Source organism: Kribbella sp. NPDC055110, assembly GCF_053607525.1.
The window spans coordinates 153,806-166,752 of the sequence record NZ_JBSGTS010000005.1 but is presented as its reverse complement, the minus strand read 5'-3'; the positions used below and the strand labels follow the sequence as shown (position 1 = coordinate 166,752).

Here is a 12,947-nt window from a genome sequence, read left to right as displayed (position 1 = left end):
CGCTACCTAAATGAGATGACGGTCCAGTGTCCGGTCCAAATCTCACGCATGAACCGGCGGCGCGCAGGCCGCCACCAACGCCCGCCGCGCCGCAGCCGCCAGCTCGAGCAACACGCGCCGCCGAGCATCGGCCTCGGCCCCGGTGACCGCCGCACCGTCGTCGTCGAGCGCGGCATCCGCGATCGCGAGACACCGCCGGGCCGTCGCCGCGGTCTTCACCGCGCGTGGTTCGTATCCCGGAGCGAGATCATCACCGCGTCCCTGACCGATCCGCCGAATGTCGATCAGCGCGTCCGCGACCTCCGGCTTCCAGCGCGCCACATCCAGCGCGGCCAGTGACTCGGCCGCGTCGATCAGCGCCATCCGCAACCCACGGTCCGCCTCACCGAGGTCGGCCGGCAGCGGCGAAGCGGCCGGTAGCACGGTCCACTGCACCGCAGGACCGACGTACGCCGGAACAAGTCCGAGCTCCGGCCCCGTCAGTACGACGGCCTCGCCGGTCTCCAACGCGGCCTCGTTGAAGGTCGGTGGTCCGGCCAGTCCGATCGGGTCACCCGGCACCGGCAGGGCGAGATGCGCCTGCGTCGTACCCGCGGCGCGCAGCAGATTCAGCGCGACCGGCAGGGTGGCCGGCTCGGGATGCCCGGCGAGTCCCGCGACGTGGTGACCGACGTCGTCACCGAGGATCTTCTGCGCGGCGGTGTCGGGGTCGCAGGCACCGGTCAGCATCGCGTTCGTCCAGACCGTGAACCGTAGCGAGGCGGAGGTCGTCAGCACGCCCGCAAGTCTCTCACCACCCGACGACTCTGTTCAGACGGCGACCCCTTAGGTTTTGGGTATGACTGCAGTGGCGGAGCTGGCCGGTGTGACGATCGTCCGCGGTGACGCGCGGCTCCTCGACGGGATCGACTGGACGGTCGACGAGGCCGACCGGTGGGTGGTGATCGGGCCGAACGGCGCCGGCAAGACGACGCTGCTGCAGATCCTCGCCGCTCAGATGCACCCGACGGCCGGGGTCGCCGGGCTGCTCGGCGAGGTGCTCGGCGCGGTCGACGTGTTCGAGTTGCGGCCGCGGATCGGGTTGACCAGCGCCGCACTCGCCGACCGGTTGCCGAAGAGCGAGCGGGTGTCCGACGTCGTGATGTCGGCGTCGTACGCCGTCCTCGGCCGATGGATCGAGCAGTACGACGAACTCGATCACCAGCGCGCCGACGCGTTGCTGGCCGAGCTCGGGATCGCGCACCTGTCCGACCGTACGTTCGGCACACTGTCCGAGGGGGAGCGCAAACGTGTGCAGATCGCCCGCGCGCTGATGACCGACCCCGAACTGATGCTGATGGACGAGCCCGCCGCCGGTCTCGACCTGACCGGACGCGAGCAGCTCGTCCGCTCGCTCAGCTCGATCGCGACCGCGGTCGGGGCGCCGGCGATGGTGCTGGTCACGCACCACGTCGAGGAGATCCCGCCCGGCTTCACGCACGCGCTCCTCCTCAAGCAGGGCCGTGTCGTCGCCGCCGGCCCGATGGACGAGGCGCTGACCGCCGAGAACCTCAGCGACACCTTCGACCTGGCCCTCACCCTCAAGCAGGAAGACGGCCGCTACACCGCCCGCGCCCTCTGACCGGATCCCGCAGCCCGCGAGACGCGTCCAAACATCTACTTGAAGCCCCCGACGTGGATAGGCTTGGGAAATGATGGATTGGCTGCGGGACAACATGTGGGCGGCGTGGCTGACGATCGCTGCCGTCCTCGGCCTGGCTGAGCTGGCCTCGCTGGACTTCACACTGCTGATGCTGGCCGCCGGTGCGCTCACCGCGGCCGGTGTGGCGGCGATCTTTCCGGGGCTGCTGTGGCTGCAGATCGTCGTCGGGCTGGTGACCGCGGCCGCGATGCTCGCCGCGATCCGGCCGATGATCGTCCGGAAGATCCATCACGGCCAGGAGCTGAAGACCGGCTCCGCCCATGTGATCGGCAAGTCCGGTGTCGTGGTCAAGGAGATCCATCCCGACGGCGGCGGCTCGATCCGGCTCGGCGGCGAGCTGTGGACGGCCCGCCCGTACGACGAGGTGTCGACGATCGCCCCGGGCACGCGCGTCGAGGTGATGTCGATCGACGGCGCGACCGCGGTCGTGTACCCGGTCAGCGACCCGCTGCACCACCAGATCGGCAGCACCGAGCCCCCGAAACCCCAGGACCCGCCGCAGTCCTGAGCGTTGAGTGGTCCCCTACCCGCAGTAGTGTCGGAGGTAGGCGGCAGACTGCCCGTCTGAGCGTTCGAGTGGAGGGTCGAGTGACCGCGTTCCTCATAGTCCTGGCACTGGTCGCCCTGGTGGTGATCGTGACCTTGGTCAAGTCCGTCCGGGTGGTGCAGCAGCAGACCGTCGGCATCGTCGAGCGGTTCGGTAAGTTCAAGACCGGCCTGCAGCCGGGCCTGAACCTGCTGACTCCGTTCGTCGACAAGGTCCGCTACACCATCGACATGCGCGAGCAGGTGGTCGCGTTCCCGCCGCAGGGTGTCATCACCGAGGACAACCTGATGGTGTCGATCGACTCCGTCATCTACTTCCAGGTGAACGATCCGGTGCGCGCGACGTACGAGATCTCCAACTACATCCAGGCCATCGAGCAGCTCACGATGACCACGCTGCGGAACATCATCGGCGGCATGGATCTCGAGCAGACGCTGACCTCGCGTGAGGAGATCAACGAGAAGCTCCGGTACGTGCTGGACGAGGCGACCGGCAAGTGGGGGATCCGGGTCAACCGGGTCGAGCTGCGCTCGATCGACCCGCCGCCGTCGATCCAGGACTCGATGGAGAAGCAGATGCGCGCCGACCGTGACAAGCGCGCCGCGATCCTGACCGCGGAAGGTATGCGGCAGTCGGCCGTGCTGTCCGCCGAGGGTCAGAAGCAGTCCGCGATCCTCACCGCCGAAGGTGACAAGCAGTCCCGGATCCTGCGGGCCCAGGCCGAGCGGGAGGCGCGGATCCTGAAGGCGCAGGGTGAGGCGCAGGCCATCACCACGGTCTTCAACGCGATCCACGCCGGCAAGCCGGATCAGGGTCTGCTCGCGTACCAGTACCTGCAGATGCTGCCGTCGATCGCTCAGGGCGACGCGAACAAGCTGTGGATCGTACCCAGCGAGATCGGCGACGCGCTCAAGGGTCTCGGTAGCGCGGTCGGCCAGGTGGCCGGCATCACGCAGAAGGCCGAGGGCAACTGGGAGGCGCCGGAGCTGTCCAACGGCGAGGTGACGGAGCTCGACACGGGAGCCGCCGCGCCGGCCGCGGTGGCCGAGGCCGACAACGCGGTCCGCGAGGCGATCGCGGCGGCCGAGTCCGCAGCCGTCAGCACCCGCGGGCAGGCCACTCCGAGCATCCCGTCGCCGGCTCCCAGCCAGGAGCCGCCGGTGCAGGAACCGCCGCAGCGCTGATCATTGCAAGAGAGCCCTCCCGGACTGTTTCGGGAGGGCTCTTGCGTGTTCAATCGTCGGACAGATCTGCGAGGGCCTGGTCAGGTGCGTAGAGTTCTGCAGCGATGACATGGTTCGAGGCGGTATTCGTCCTGCTGGCGGGGATGGGCGCGGGAACGATCAACGCCGTGGTGGGTTCGGGCACGCTGCTCACGTTCCCCGCGTTGCTTGCCGTCGGCATCCCTCCGGTGCTGGCGAACGTCAGCAACACGGTCGGTCTGGCCCCCGGTACGGCGGCCGGCGCGATCGGCTATCGCCGCGAGCTCGAAGGGCAGCGCGGCCGGCTGCTCCGCCTGGTGCCGGCGTCGCTGGCCGGCGGCATCGTCGGGGGAGTGCTGCTGCTCACGCTGCCAGACTCCGCGTTCCACGCCGTCGTACCGGTGCTGATCCTGTTGGGCTGTCTGCTCGTCGCGTTCCAGCCGTGGCTGTCGAAGTGGATCAGTACGCCGGCGCATCTGCACCGCGGCGCGTGGTGGGTGATCCCGGCCGTCTTCGTCACCGGTGTGTACGGCGGGTACTTCGGAGCGGCGCAAGGCGTGCTGCTGATGGCGATCCTCGGCCTCGGCCTGGACTCGAACCTGCAGCGGATGAACGGCCTGAAGAACGTCCTCGCGACGGTCGTGAACACCGCGTCCGCGATTCTGTTCATCGTCGTGCACGACATCGACTGGCTGGCGGCCGGTCTGATCGCGGTCGGATCGACCATCGGCGGTTTCCTCGGCGCCCGCTACGGCCGGAAGCTCCCGCCGATCGCACTCCGCGCGCTGATCGTCTGCATCGGCGTCCTCGCCATCGTCACGATGGTGTTCTGACCTGCAGGCCTGAAAGCAGGAGATCCAGGCCGTAGTCGAACTGTTCGTCGCCGCCCGTGGTCCGGGCGAGCTCCGGCGCGAGTTCGACGACCGACGGGAAGTCGCGCGCGGACAGCGACTCCATCGACATGCGCAGCCGCCGCCACGCCTCGGGGTCGCGACGTTCGGCCGCCATCTGGATCTCCCACGACGTCGAACCGAGCACGTACGTGAACAGCGTCGTGTGCGTGCGCGCGGCCGTCTCCGGGTCGAACCCGGCGGTCCGCAGTACGCCGAGCAGACCCTCGGCGACCCGCGCCGTCTCGTGCCCGCTCAGCGGCCGTCCGGCGAGTAGTTGCGCAAGGCAAGGATGCTGGAGCATCAGCAGCCGCAGCGACCGGCACACCGCCCGCACCTGGTCCGGCCACGGCTCGTCCGACGGTACGGCGGGCAGCAGCCCCATCAGGTGATCGCGAACGGCGTCGTACAGATCGTCCTTGTTCCGGAAATAGGTGTAGAGCGCCATGGGTCCGACACCCAGCTCGGCGGCGACGCCGCGCAGACTGAAAGCGTCCGTGCCGCGAGACTCCATCAGCTCGAGCGCGGTCCGCACGATCAGCTCGGCGCTGAGGGTGTTCCGCGGTGTCCTGGCCATGTGACGCACCTCCCTTCGATCCTTCTAACGTACAGTGTATAGTACGGTGTATGCGAGCCATTCAGATCACCGAATTCGGCGGACCCGAGGTCCTCAAGGTCAGCGATGTCCCGGCGCCGGTCGTCGGCGAGGGGCAGGTCCTGATCACGGTCGACCGCGCGGGCATCAACTACGCGGACACGCACCAGGTCGAGAACAGCTACCTCTCCAAGACAGAGCTCCCGCTGGTCCCGGGCGGTGAGGTCGTCGGTCACACCGCGGACGGCCGCCGGGTGGTCGCGCTGGTCGGTTCCGGTGGGTACGCCGAGCAGGCTGTGGCGCACGCGCCGTACGCCTGGGATGTTCCGGAAGGTGTCAGTGACGGGGACGCGCTGGCGCTCGTGCTGCAGGGCACCACGGCGTGGCACCTGCTCAAGACGTCGACGCACCTGCAGCCGGGGGAGTCCGTCCTGGTGCACGCCGGTGCCGGTGGCGTCGGCTCGCTCGCGGTTCAGCTCGCCAAGCTCTGGGGCGCCGGTCGCGTGATCGCGACCGCCTCCACCGAGGAGAAGCGCAAGCAGGTCCTCGAGTTGGGCGCGGATGCCGCGATCGACGGCGCGCCGGAAGGCCTGAAGGACCGCATCTTCGAGGCGAACGGCGGCAAGCCCGTCGACATCGTGCTCGAGATGGTCGGCGGTCAGACGTTCGACGAGTCGTTCGCCGCGCTCGGCCGCTTCGGTCGCCTCGTCACCTTCGGCGCCGCGTCCCGGCAGTCGGCGGCGCCGATCGACGCGAGCCGCTTGATGAAGGGTTCGAAGACGATCGCCGGTTTCTGGCTGGCCGACTGCTTCGCGAACCCGCAGTTGCTCGGCGGTCCGCTGACCGAGCTGTTCGACCTCACCGCGGGCGGCAAGCTCCGCCCGATCGTCGGCGGCGAATACACGCTGTCCGAAGTGGCTACCGCACATGAAGACATGCGAGCTCGCCGTACCGTCGGCAAGCTCCTGCTCGACCCGACTCGCTAGGAGAAACCAGCTATGACGATTGCTGTTGAGAAGGTTCTGTACACCGCCCGCGCCACCGCGCACGGCGGCCGGGACGGCAAGGTCGCCACCGACGACGGCAAGCTCGACGTCGTAGTCGTGCCGCCGGCCGAGATGGGTGGGTCCGGCAACGGCACCAACCCGGAGCAGCTGTTCGCGGCCGGTTACGCGGCCTGTTTCCACAGTGCGCTGAAGGTCGTGGCCCGCAAGTCCCGTCAGGACGTCGAGGGCTCGACCGTGACCGCCGAGGTCGGCATCGGCCCGATCAACGGCGGCGCCGGCTACGGCCTCGAGGTCGCGCTGGTCGTCAGCCTGCCCGGCCTGGACCGCGCGGTCGCCGAGGACCTCGTCGCCAAGGCCCACCAGGTCTGCCCGTACTCCAACGCCACCCGTGGCAACATCAAGGTCGACCTCAAGGTCGCCTGACTCACAGCCCGAGCTACATCCGCGCGAGGGCCTCTTCCAGGAGGCCCTCGGTCGCGGAGACCGGGGCCGCGGAGATCGTCAGCCCTTCCATGATCGCGACGTACTCGTCGACCTCTTCGAGCTTGTCCAGGTAGACCGCGCTGGCCGCGTGCTCGATGTAGACGATGTCCGGCAGCTCGCCGTCTGGAAACCGCAGCAGGCTGAACGCGCCGCCGGCGCCGGGGTACCCGACGCTGCTGAACGGCATCACCTGCAGGGTGATGTTCGGCTGCTGCGACCACTTGAGCAGGTGCTCGATCTGCGCCCGCATCACGTCCTCGCCGCCGACCGGCCGGTGCAGCACCGACTCGTCGATGACGACCCACAGCCGCGCCGGGTTCGGCCGGGTGAGGATCTGCTGCCGGGCCACCCGCAGCTCCACCCGCTGGTCGACCTCCCGGTGCGGCAGGAGCGACTTCCCCATCTGTACGACGGACCGCGCGTACTCCTCGGTCTGCAACAGGCCCGGGACGAACATCACCTCGTACGTCCGGATCAGTGTCGCGGCGACCTCGAGCCCGACGTAGTTCGCGAACCAGCTCGGCATCACGTCGCCGTACCGGGACCACCAGCCCGGGTTGTTCGCGGCCCGGGACAGCTCCATCAACCGGAAGCGCTCGTCGTCGTCGGCCATCCCGTACAGCTCGAGCAGGTCGCTGACGTCGCGTTCCTTGAACCCGACCCGGCCGAGCTCCATCCGGCTGACCTTGGACTCCGACGCCCGGATCTGCCAGCCCGCGTCGGCGCGACTGATCCCGGCGGATTCACGCATCCGCCGCAACTGCCCACCGAGCATGATTCGGAGGGCGGTCGGCCCCTCTTGGCCGCCGCTCACACTCGTCTGCTCACTCAACCTGACCCACGCCCAGCCACCCACCCATTCCAGCGGGTGATGCTACCGCCTGTCCACAGGTATGGCCCGGTGGGTCTTCTGCTGAGCGAGATGTTCGACGAGGAAACGAGCATCCCGGTCCACCCCTTGGATGCTCGCGGACGCGATCGCGTACTGGAAGTCGAGCCCCAGGAAGTAGAGACCCGGTACGTCGGCCGCCACGCCCCGCGCGTGTCGCGGCCGCCCGTCGGCGTCGAACACCGGCAGGTCGATCCACCGGTGATCCGGATCGGACCCGGTCGACCACACCACAGTCCGGACGTCGTCGAGTACGTCGCCGTCCGCCGTCACCGGATGGCCGTCGCGGACCCCTTCGATCCGGCCGATCCGCTCGATCCCGGCCGCGTCGAGGTGCTCGAGCTTGTTGCGGGTCAGCGGCAGGCCGTTGCGCAAAGCGTTCGCGATCGCCTTGCGGCCCATCGGCGTACGACGAGTGAGCACGTATTTGAACAGGAACATCACAACCGGTGTGAAGAGCTGCCCGGCGGTCGAGTCGATGTCGACCGGTACCTGTCCCGGGTGCCGTCCGGCCAGCAGTGTGCGGTGCGTCTTGACGGCATCTAGCGCGATGTCGGTGCCAGAGTTGGCGGCACCAACGACCAGCACGGTCCCGTCCGCGAATTGCTCCGGATTCCGGTACTCCAGCGAGTGCAGTTGCCGGATCGACGGGTCGAGCTCGCCCGCGAACGCCGGCCACCGCGGCACACTGTGCATCCCGGCCGCCACCACGACCTGATCCGCCCGCCAGTCGCCGCCGGTCGTCTGCACCAGGAATCCGTCGTCGTCGCGTGACAACCGAGTCACCCGTGCGCCGGTCCGCACCGGCAGTTGGTGATGTACGGCGTACCGCTCGAGGTAATCGGCCATCTCGTCACGACTCGGGCAGTCCCGCGTACCGATCCGCAGACCCGGGAGGCTCGCGTACCGCGGCCGGCTGAACAGCCGCAGCGAGTCGTACCGTTCCCGCCAGCAATCACCGACGCGCTCCTGCCCGTCGAGAATGACGAAGTCCTCACGCAGGTAGTACCCGATCGCCAAACCCGCCTGCCCCGCACCGACCACCACAGTCCCGACCCTGTCCATAACCCTCAAGTTAGGCCGACCGGGCACGCCCACACAGCATCCAACCACGCCAATCCCGCGGAAATTGAGTGGTCATTTCTGTCTATTGACGCCGTGCCCCAGCGCCCACGCGGTCGCCGCGGACCGGCTCCCGACCCGAAGCTTCCCGAAGATGTTGCTGACGTGCCGGGCGACGGTCCGCTCGCTGAGGAACAGCTCGCCGGCGATCGCCCGATTGGTGGCGCCGGTGGCGAGCACTCGCAGTACTTCCAGCTCTCGGGGCGTGAGGCCGGTGCCGTCGAACGGCCTGGCGAGTTGGTCGATCGCGGTCATTTGCTCGATCGCACCCAGCCGCTCGAAGACGGTTCGCGCACCGTCGAGCTCCATCTGCTCGGCGTCGACATCGCCCAGCGCCCGGCATGCTTGTCCGACGAGCATCCGGGTCTGCGCGCCTTCGTACGGCATCTCGAGTCGTTGCCACAGTGTCCAGGCCCGCCGCAGCAACGGGATCGCGCCCTGTGGATCGCCGCAGGTGACGCGTACGGCACCCTCGCAGTACGCCGCCAGCGCCTGAAGGTACGGCGAGTCTGCGCGCGCCAGCTCGTTCAACTCGGACGCGGCCTTCCGCGCGGCCTCGCGGTCGTTCCAGGTGATCCCGATCTCGACCCGCGCGGCCAGCAGCATCGGCCGGTTCGACGAGAACGCGTCCTCCGCGAGCGCCCGTTCCAGCCCGGCGACCGCGGCGCCCACCTGACCCTGGTAGGCGCGCAGCAGCGCCAGACCGGGCTGGACATCCACCCCGTCGGCCGCCGCCGCGACGTACGCGCGTTCCGCGGACTCGTACCGCCCGCGCTGCCGTTCGACCTCCGCCAGCCGGTACCACGCCGTCCCGACCGTGCCGGCCGGCAGCCGTTGGCACGCATCTTCGGCGGCACCGGCCGCATCGGTCCAGGCGCCGCGCATTTGCAGGATGTGCGCGCGGTGCACCAGGCACGCACCGCGGTACGGGACGAGACCGGACTGCTCGTCGCACCAGCCGGTCAGCGCCTGCGTCCACTCCTGCGCTCGGCGGATGTCGTACTGGTCCAGGCAGAGCGCGATCACCGAGCAGTACGCCATACCGGTGACCTCCGGACCGACGCGGCTCGCGGTCACGTGCACCATCGCCTCGTCGAGTGCCTTGAGGGCCTCGGCGCCGCGGCCGAGCATCGCGAGGCAGTTGCCGCGGCCGAGTGCCGCGAGCACGATCGCGTCGGGCTCGGTGGCCCACCCCAGGTTCTGCTCGAACAGGGGGAGTGCCGCGGCAGCGTTACCGGAGTTCATCAGCAACGCCGCGTCGGCCATCGCGACCAGCCCGGCGAGCTGCGGTACGTCCTCAGGCACCAGCCGCCCGATCCGGGCCTGCCAGCCCGCGGCGCGCGCGAGGTCGCCCCGCTGCTGCAGGTGGAACCCGAGCCAGAAGCCGGTCCGGATCGCGGCCACCACGTCCCCGCTCGCGAGATGTTCCTCGTAGGCCCGTTCGCGGTACGCCGCGACCTCGTCGTCATGACCGAGGACGAACGCGGCGACCGCGAGCCGGTCGAGGTCCGCGGGCGTTAGCGGAGCGCGCCGGTCGGCCGCCGTCAGTTCGGCGTACTCAGCCGGCCAGTCGTGCTGCTCCATCATTCACACGGTACTCGCGGAGCTCACCAGGGTTCACCACAGCGCTTAGAGTTGCGGCATGGAGAACGAGATCAGTGTGGTCGATGCCAAGGACCGGAGCCGGTACGAAGCGGTGGACGCCGAGGGCAATCTGATGGGATTCGTCGACTACCGGCTGCACCCCGGTGTGATCAGCTTCCTGCACGCCGAGACCTTGCCGGACTTCCGCGGCCGGGGCGTGGCCGGCCGGATCGCGACGCAGTCGCTCGACGAGGCACGGGCGCTCGGGCTCCGGGTCAAGCCGCTCTGCCCGTTCTACGTCGACTTCCTCGCCGAGCACACCGAGTACGCCGACCTCGTGAAGCGGGAGGGCGAGTGACGGCCCTGGGCAAACTCGAGTGGAAGCCGGCCGAGGCGGTACCGGAGCTTCTCGCCGAGCCGGTCCGCGAGGCGCTCGGGTCGATCCCGGCGCACGCGGCCGCGATCGATCCGGGCCTGGCGGACACGGCCGCGTTCTGCGCGGAGTACGACGTACCGATGGCGGCATCGGCGAACTGCGTGATCGTCCACGGCAAGCGGGCCGGCGAGTCGACGTACGCCGCGGTGCTGGTGCTCGCCACTCACCGGGCGGATGTGAACGGCGTGATCCGCAAGCACCTCGGCGTCCGGAAGATCTCATTCGCCGCGCAGGACGACGCGGTCGGCACGACCAGGATGGAGTACGGCGGGATCACGCCGATCGGACTGCCCGCGGACTGGCCGGTCCTGGTCGACGAGGCGGTCGCGAACGCCGGCCCGGTCGTGATCGGCAGCGGCATCCGCGCCTCCAAACTCCTCGTCGACGGCGCCGACCTGGCCAAGCTCCCCACCGCCGAGGTGCTGGAACTTGCCGCACCCGCGAGCTGACCGCGTGGGTTCGCTGCTGATCGCCGGTACGACGTCCGACGCCGGGAAGACGACCGTCGTCACCGGGCTGTGCCGGTGGCTGGCGCGGCAGGGTGTGCGCGTGGCGCCGTACAAGGCGCAGAACATGTCGAACAACTCGATGGTCTGCGCGGACGGCACCGAGATCGGCCGCGCGCAGTGGATCCAGGCTGTCGCCGCGGGCGCCGAGCCCGAGGCCGCGATGAACCCGGTGCTGCTCAAACCGGGCAGCGACCGGCGCAGCCACGTCGTCCTGATGGGCGAGCCGTGGGGTGAGCTGTCCGCGCGCGGGTTCCTGACCGAGCGGGCGGAGTTGGCGAAGGCGGCGTTCGCGGCGTACGACGATCTCGCGTCGAGGTACGACGTGCTGATCAGCGAGGGCGCGGGCAGCCCGACCGAGATCAACCTGCGGCAGTCGGACTACGTGAACCTGGGCCTCGCGCAGCACACCAGGGCTCCGGTGGTCGTGGTCGGTGACATCGACCGCGGGGGAGTGTTCGCGTCGATGTTCGGGACCGTCGCATTGCTCGACGCCGCCGATCAGGCGCTGATCAGCGGGTTCCTGGTGAACAAGTTCCGCGGCGACGTCTCACTCCTGCAGCCGGGCATCGACATGCTCGCGTCAGTCACCGGCCGCCCGACGTACGGCGTACTGCCGTGGCTGCCCGAGCTGTGGCTGGACTCCGAGGACGCGCTGGACATCCCGGTACGACGTACCTCGCCGGGCGACCTGTTGACGATCGCGGTCGTGCGGTTCCCGCGGATCAGCAACTTCACCGATCTCGACGCGCTGGCGGTGGAGCCGACGAACAGCGTGTTCTTCACCACGAGCGCGGCGGAGGTCCGCGACGCCGACCTGGTCGTGTTGCCGGGTTCGCGCGCGACCAGCGCCGACCTGGAGTGGTTGCGGTCGCAGGGGCTCGCCGACGCTGTGGCCGCACGGGTCGCGGCGGGTCGTCCGGTGCTCGGTATCTGCGGCGGTTACCAGATGCTCGGCGCGACGATCTCCGACCCACACGGGGTCGAGTCGGGCGGCTCGTCGGGTGGTCTCGGACTGTTGCCGGTGGCAACCACGTTTGCCCGCGAGAAGACGCTGGCCCGGCCGGCGCGAACGGCGTACGAGATCCATCATGGTGTTGTCGAGGTGGTCGGTGACGCGGAGGAGTTCCCAGGTGGCTGCCGGTCGGGGAGCACGTGGGGCACGATCTGGCACGGTCTGCTCGACGACGACGCCGCGCGGCACACCTTCCTCACCGAGGTCGCCGCGTTGACCGGCAAGCCCGCGCCCGACGGTTCGGTCTCGTTCGCAGGCCTGCGCGAGGAACGACTGGATCGGCTGGCCGACATGATCGACGAGTACGCCGACACCGCCGCGCTACTGCATCTGATCGAGCACGGCGCACCACCTGTCCCGTTCATCCCACCAGGAGCGCCGTGAAGTCCCACCTCCAGCAGTATCTCCAGGAGACCCGGGCGCTGATGCTCGCGAAGCTCGACGGGATCAGCGAGTACGACCGCCGTCGTCCGCTGGTGCCGTCTGGGACGAACCTGCTCGGGCTGGTGAAGCACCTGGTGGGCATCGAGTACGTGTACCTCGGGACGAGCGTGGGCCGCCCGCCGGCCGACGTACTGCCGTGGGAGGCGGACGGATCGGTGTGGGAGGGCGCCGACATGTGGGCGAAGGCGGACGAGTCGACGGAGTACATCACCGGCCTCTACCGCGAGGCGTATGCGCACAGCGACCGTTCGATCGCCGAGCTCGACCTGGACCATCCGGCCGAGGTGCCGCATTGGGCCGAGGGCGCGCGCAGTACGACGTTCGGCGCGCTGCTGGTCCGCGTCGTCGACGAGACCGCACACCACGCCGGCCACGCCGACATCGTCCGCGAACTGATCGACGGCCAGGGCGGCAAGGACGCCGACCTCCTCGACGAGGCCGCCTGGACGGACTACTACGCCAAGATCCAGCGCGCCGCGGAGACCTTCCGCGACTTCGGTGGCGGACGCGCAGGATGACTTGACG

The 12,947-nt window shown here is 69.3% G+C and carries 15 protein-coding genes; 10 read left to right on the top strand and 5 right to left on the bottom strand.

Annotated features, from left to right (window positions below; translation table 11 throughout):
* Positions 1-42 precede the first annotated feature (42 nt).
* A complete protein-coding gene (locus ACWF0M_RS10610) occupies positions 43-777 on the bottom strand; it encodes a hypothetical protein (RefSeq protein ID WP_452235371.1) in 735 nt (244 codons plus the stop codon).
* A 61-nt stretch (positions 778-838) separates the two neighbouring features.
* Between ACWF0M_RS10610 and ACWF0M_RS10605 the strand changes: the two genes are divergently transcribed.
* The 4 genes from ACWF0M_RS10605 to ACWF0M_RS10590 all read left to right on the top strand — a co-directional run bounded on the left by ACWF0M_RS10605 (position 839) and on the right by ACWF0M_RS10590 (position 4,284).
* The gene (locus ACWF0M_RS10605; protein ID WP_452235370.1) at positions 839-1,621 is read left to right on the top strand and encodes an ABC transporter ATP-binding protein; all 783 of its coding nucleotides are present in this window, start codon (positions 839-841) and stop codon (positions 1,619-1,621) included.
* A gap of 70 nt (positions 1,622-1,691) precedes the next feature.
* Positions 1,692-2,210, top strand: coding sequence for an NfeD family protein (locus ACWF0M_RS10600; RefSeq protein WP_452235369.1), 519 nt, complete (start codon positions 1,692-1,694; stop codon positions 2,208-2,210).
* Positions 2,211-2,290: 80 nt separating this feature from the next.
* Positions 2,291-3,433, top strand: coding sequence for an SPFH domain-containing protein (locus ACWF0M_RS10595; protein WP_452235368.1), 1,143 nt, complete (start codon positions 2,291-2,293; stop codon positions 3,431-3,433).
* A 104-nt stretch (positions 3,434-3,537) separates the two neighbouring features.
* Positions 3,538-4,284: a sulfite exporter TauE/SafE family protein gene (locus tag ACWF0M_RS10590; RefSeq protein WP_452235367.1), complete on the top strand. Its 747-nt coding sequence runs from the start codon at positions 3,538-3,540 to the stop codon at positions 4,282-4,284.
* Here the strand turns inward: ACWF0M_RS10590 and ACWF0M_RS10585 are convergent.
* The gene (locus ACWF0M_RS10585) at positions 4,268-4,918 is read right to left on the bottom strand and encodes a TetR/AcrR family transcriptional regulator (RefSeq protein WP_452235366.1); all 651 of its coding nucleotides are present in this window, start codon (positions 4,916-4,918) and stop codon (positions 4,268-4,270) included. The two genes, ACWF0M_RS10590 and ACWF0M_RS10585, sit on opposite strands and share 17 nt — an antisense overlap.
* A 50-nt stretch (positions 4,919-4,968) precedes the next feature.
* Here ACWF0M_RS10585 and ACWF0M_RS10580 point away from each other — a divergent pair, with 50 nt between their 5' ends.
* Together ACWF0M_RS10580 and ACWF0M_RS10575 are read left to right on the top strand one after the other, a co-directional pair.
* Entirely contained in the window at positions 4,969-5,922 is a 954-nt protein-coding gene (locus ACWF0M_RS10580; RefSeq protein ID WP_452235365.1) for a quinone oxidoreductase family protein, read from the top strand.
* Positions 5,923-5,934: 12 nt separating this feature from the next.
* Entirely contained in the window at positions 5,935-6,366 is a 432-nt protein-coding gene (locus tag ACWF0M_RS10575; protein ID WP_452235364.1) for an organic hydroperoxide resistance protein, read from the top strand.
* A 13-nt stretch (positions 6,367-6,379) separates the two neighbouring features.
* On the opposite strand, the gene ACWF0M_RS10570 is transcribed toward ACWF0M_RS10575, so the two are convergent.
* The 3 genes from ACWF0M_RS10570 to ACWF0M_RS10560 form a co-directional block, all read right to left on the bottom strand.
* Positions 6,380-7,201, bottom strand: a complete 822-nt coding sequence (locus tag ACWF0M_RS10570; protein WP_452235531.1) for a helix-turn-helix domain-containing protein — start codon at positions 7,199-7,201, stop codon at positions 6,380-6,382.
* 99 nt (positions 7,202-7,300) lie between these two features.
* Positions 7,301-8,380: a flavin-containing monooxygenase gene (locus ACWF0M_RS10565; RefSeq protein WP_452235363.1), complete on the bottom strand. Its 1,080-nt coding sequence runs from the start codon at positions 8,378-8,380 to the stop codon at positions 7,301-7,303.
* A gap of 72 nt (positions 8,381-8,452) precedes the next feature.
* On the bottom strand, positions 8,453-10,021 hold the full coding sequence (locus tag ACWF0M_RS10560) for a LuxR C-terminal-related transcriptional regulator (protein WP_452235362.1): 1,569 nt from the start codon (positions 10,019-10,021) through the stop codon (positions 8,453-8,455).
* 58 nt (positions 10,022-10,079) lie between these two features.
* Between ACWF0M_RS10560 and ACWF0M_RS10555 the strand changes: the two genes are divergently transcribed.
* The 4 genes from ACWF0M_RS10555 to ACWF0M_RS10540 are packed head-to-tail and all read left to right on the top strand — an operon-like array spanning position 10,080 to position 12,940.
* The gene (locus tag ACWF0M_RS10555) at positions 10,080-10,379 is read left to right on the top strand and encodes a GNAT family N-acetyltransferase (protein WP_452235361.1); all 300 of its coding nucleotides are present in this window, start codon (positions 10,080-10,082) and stop codon (positions 10,377-10,379) included.
* Positions 10,376-10,906, top strand: coding sequence for a YbaK/EbsC family protein (locus tag ACWF0M_RS10550; RefSeq protein ID WP_452235360.1), 531 nt, complete (start codon positions 10,376-10,378; stop codon positions 10,904-10,906). The genes ACWF0M_RS10555 and ACWF0M_RS10550 overlap by 4 nt, the downstream gene beginning before the upstream one ends.
* A gap of 4 nt (positions 10,907-10,910) precedes the next feature.
* Positions 10,911-12,362, top strand: a complete 1,452-nt coding sequence (locus ACWF0M_RS10545) for a cobyric acid synthase (protein WP_452235359.1) — start codon at positions 10,911-10,913, stop codon at positions 12,360-12,362.
* Positions 12,359-12,940, top strand: coding sequence for a DinB family protein (locus ACWF0M_RS10540; protein WP_452235358.1), 582 nt, complete (start codon positions 12,359-12,361; stop codon positions 12,938-12,940). Before ACWF0M_RS10545 ends, ACWF0M_RS10540 begins: the two co-directional genes overlap by 4 nt.
* The last annotated feature ends 7 nt before the right edge of the window (positions 12,941-12,947 follow it).

Coding starts and splice junctions, on each gene's coding strand:
- ACWF0M_RS10585 (WP_452235366.1), bottom strand. CDS start 4,918: ATGGCCAGGACACCGCGGAACACCCTCAGCGCCGAGCTGATCGTGCGG.
- ACWF0M_RS10565 (WP_452235363.1), bottom strand. CDS start 8,380: ATGGACAGGGTCGGGACTGTGGTGGTCGGTGCGGGGCAGGCGGGTTTG.
- ACWF0M_RS10555 (WP_452235361.1), top strand. CDS start 10,080: ATGGAGAACGAGATCAGTGTGGTCGATGCCAAGGACCGGAGCCGGTAC.
- ACWF0M_RS10600 (WP_452235369.1), top strand. CDS start 1,692: ATGATGGATTGGCTGCGGGACAACATGTGGGCGGCGTGGCTGACGATC.
- ACWF0M_RS10590 (WP_452235367.1), top strand. CDS start 3,538: ATGACATGGTTCGAGGCGGTATTCGTCCTGCTGGCGGGGATGGGCGCG.
- ACWF0M_RS10570 (WP_452235531.1), bottom strand. CDS start 7,201: ATGCTCGGTGGGCAGTTGCGGCGGATGCGTGAATCCGCCGGGATCAGT.
- ACWF0M_RS10580 (WP_452235365.1), top strand. CDS start 4,969: ATGCGAGCCATTCAGATCACCGAATTCGGCGGACCCGAGGTCCTCAAG.
- ACWF0M_RS10605 (WP_452235370.1), top strand. CDS start 839: ATGACTGCAGTGGCGGAGCTGGCCGGTGTGACGATCGTCCGCGGTGAC.
- ACWF0M_RS10575 (WP_452235364.1), top strand. CDS start 5,935: ATGACGATTGCTGTTGAGAAGGTTCTGTACACCGCCCGCGCCACCGCG.
- ACWF0M_RS10560 (WP_452235362.1), bottom strand. CDS start 10,021: ATGGAGCAGCACGACTGGCCGGCTGAGTACGCCGAACTGACGGCGGCC.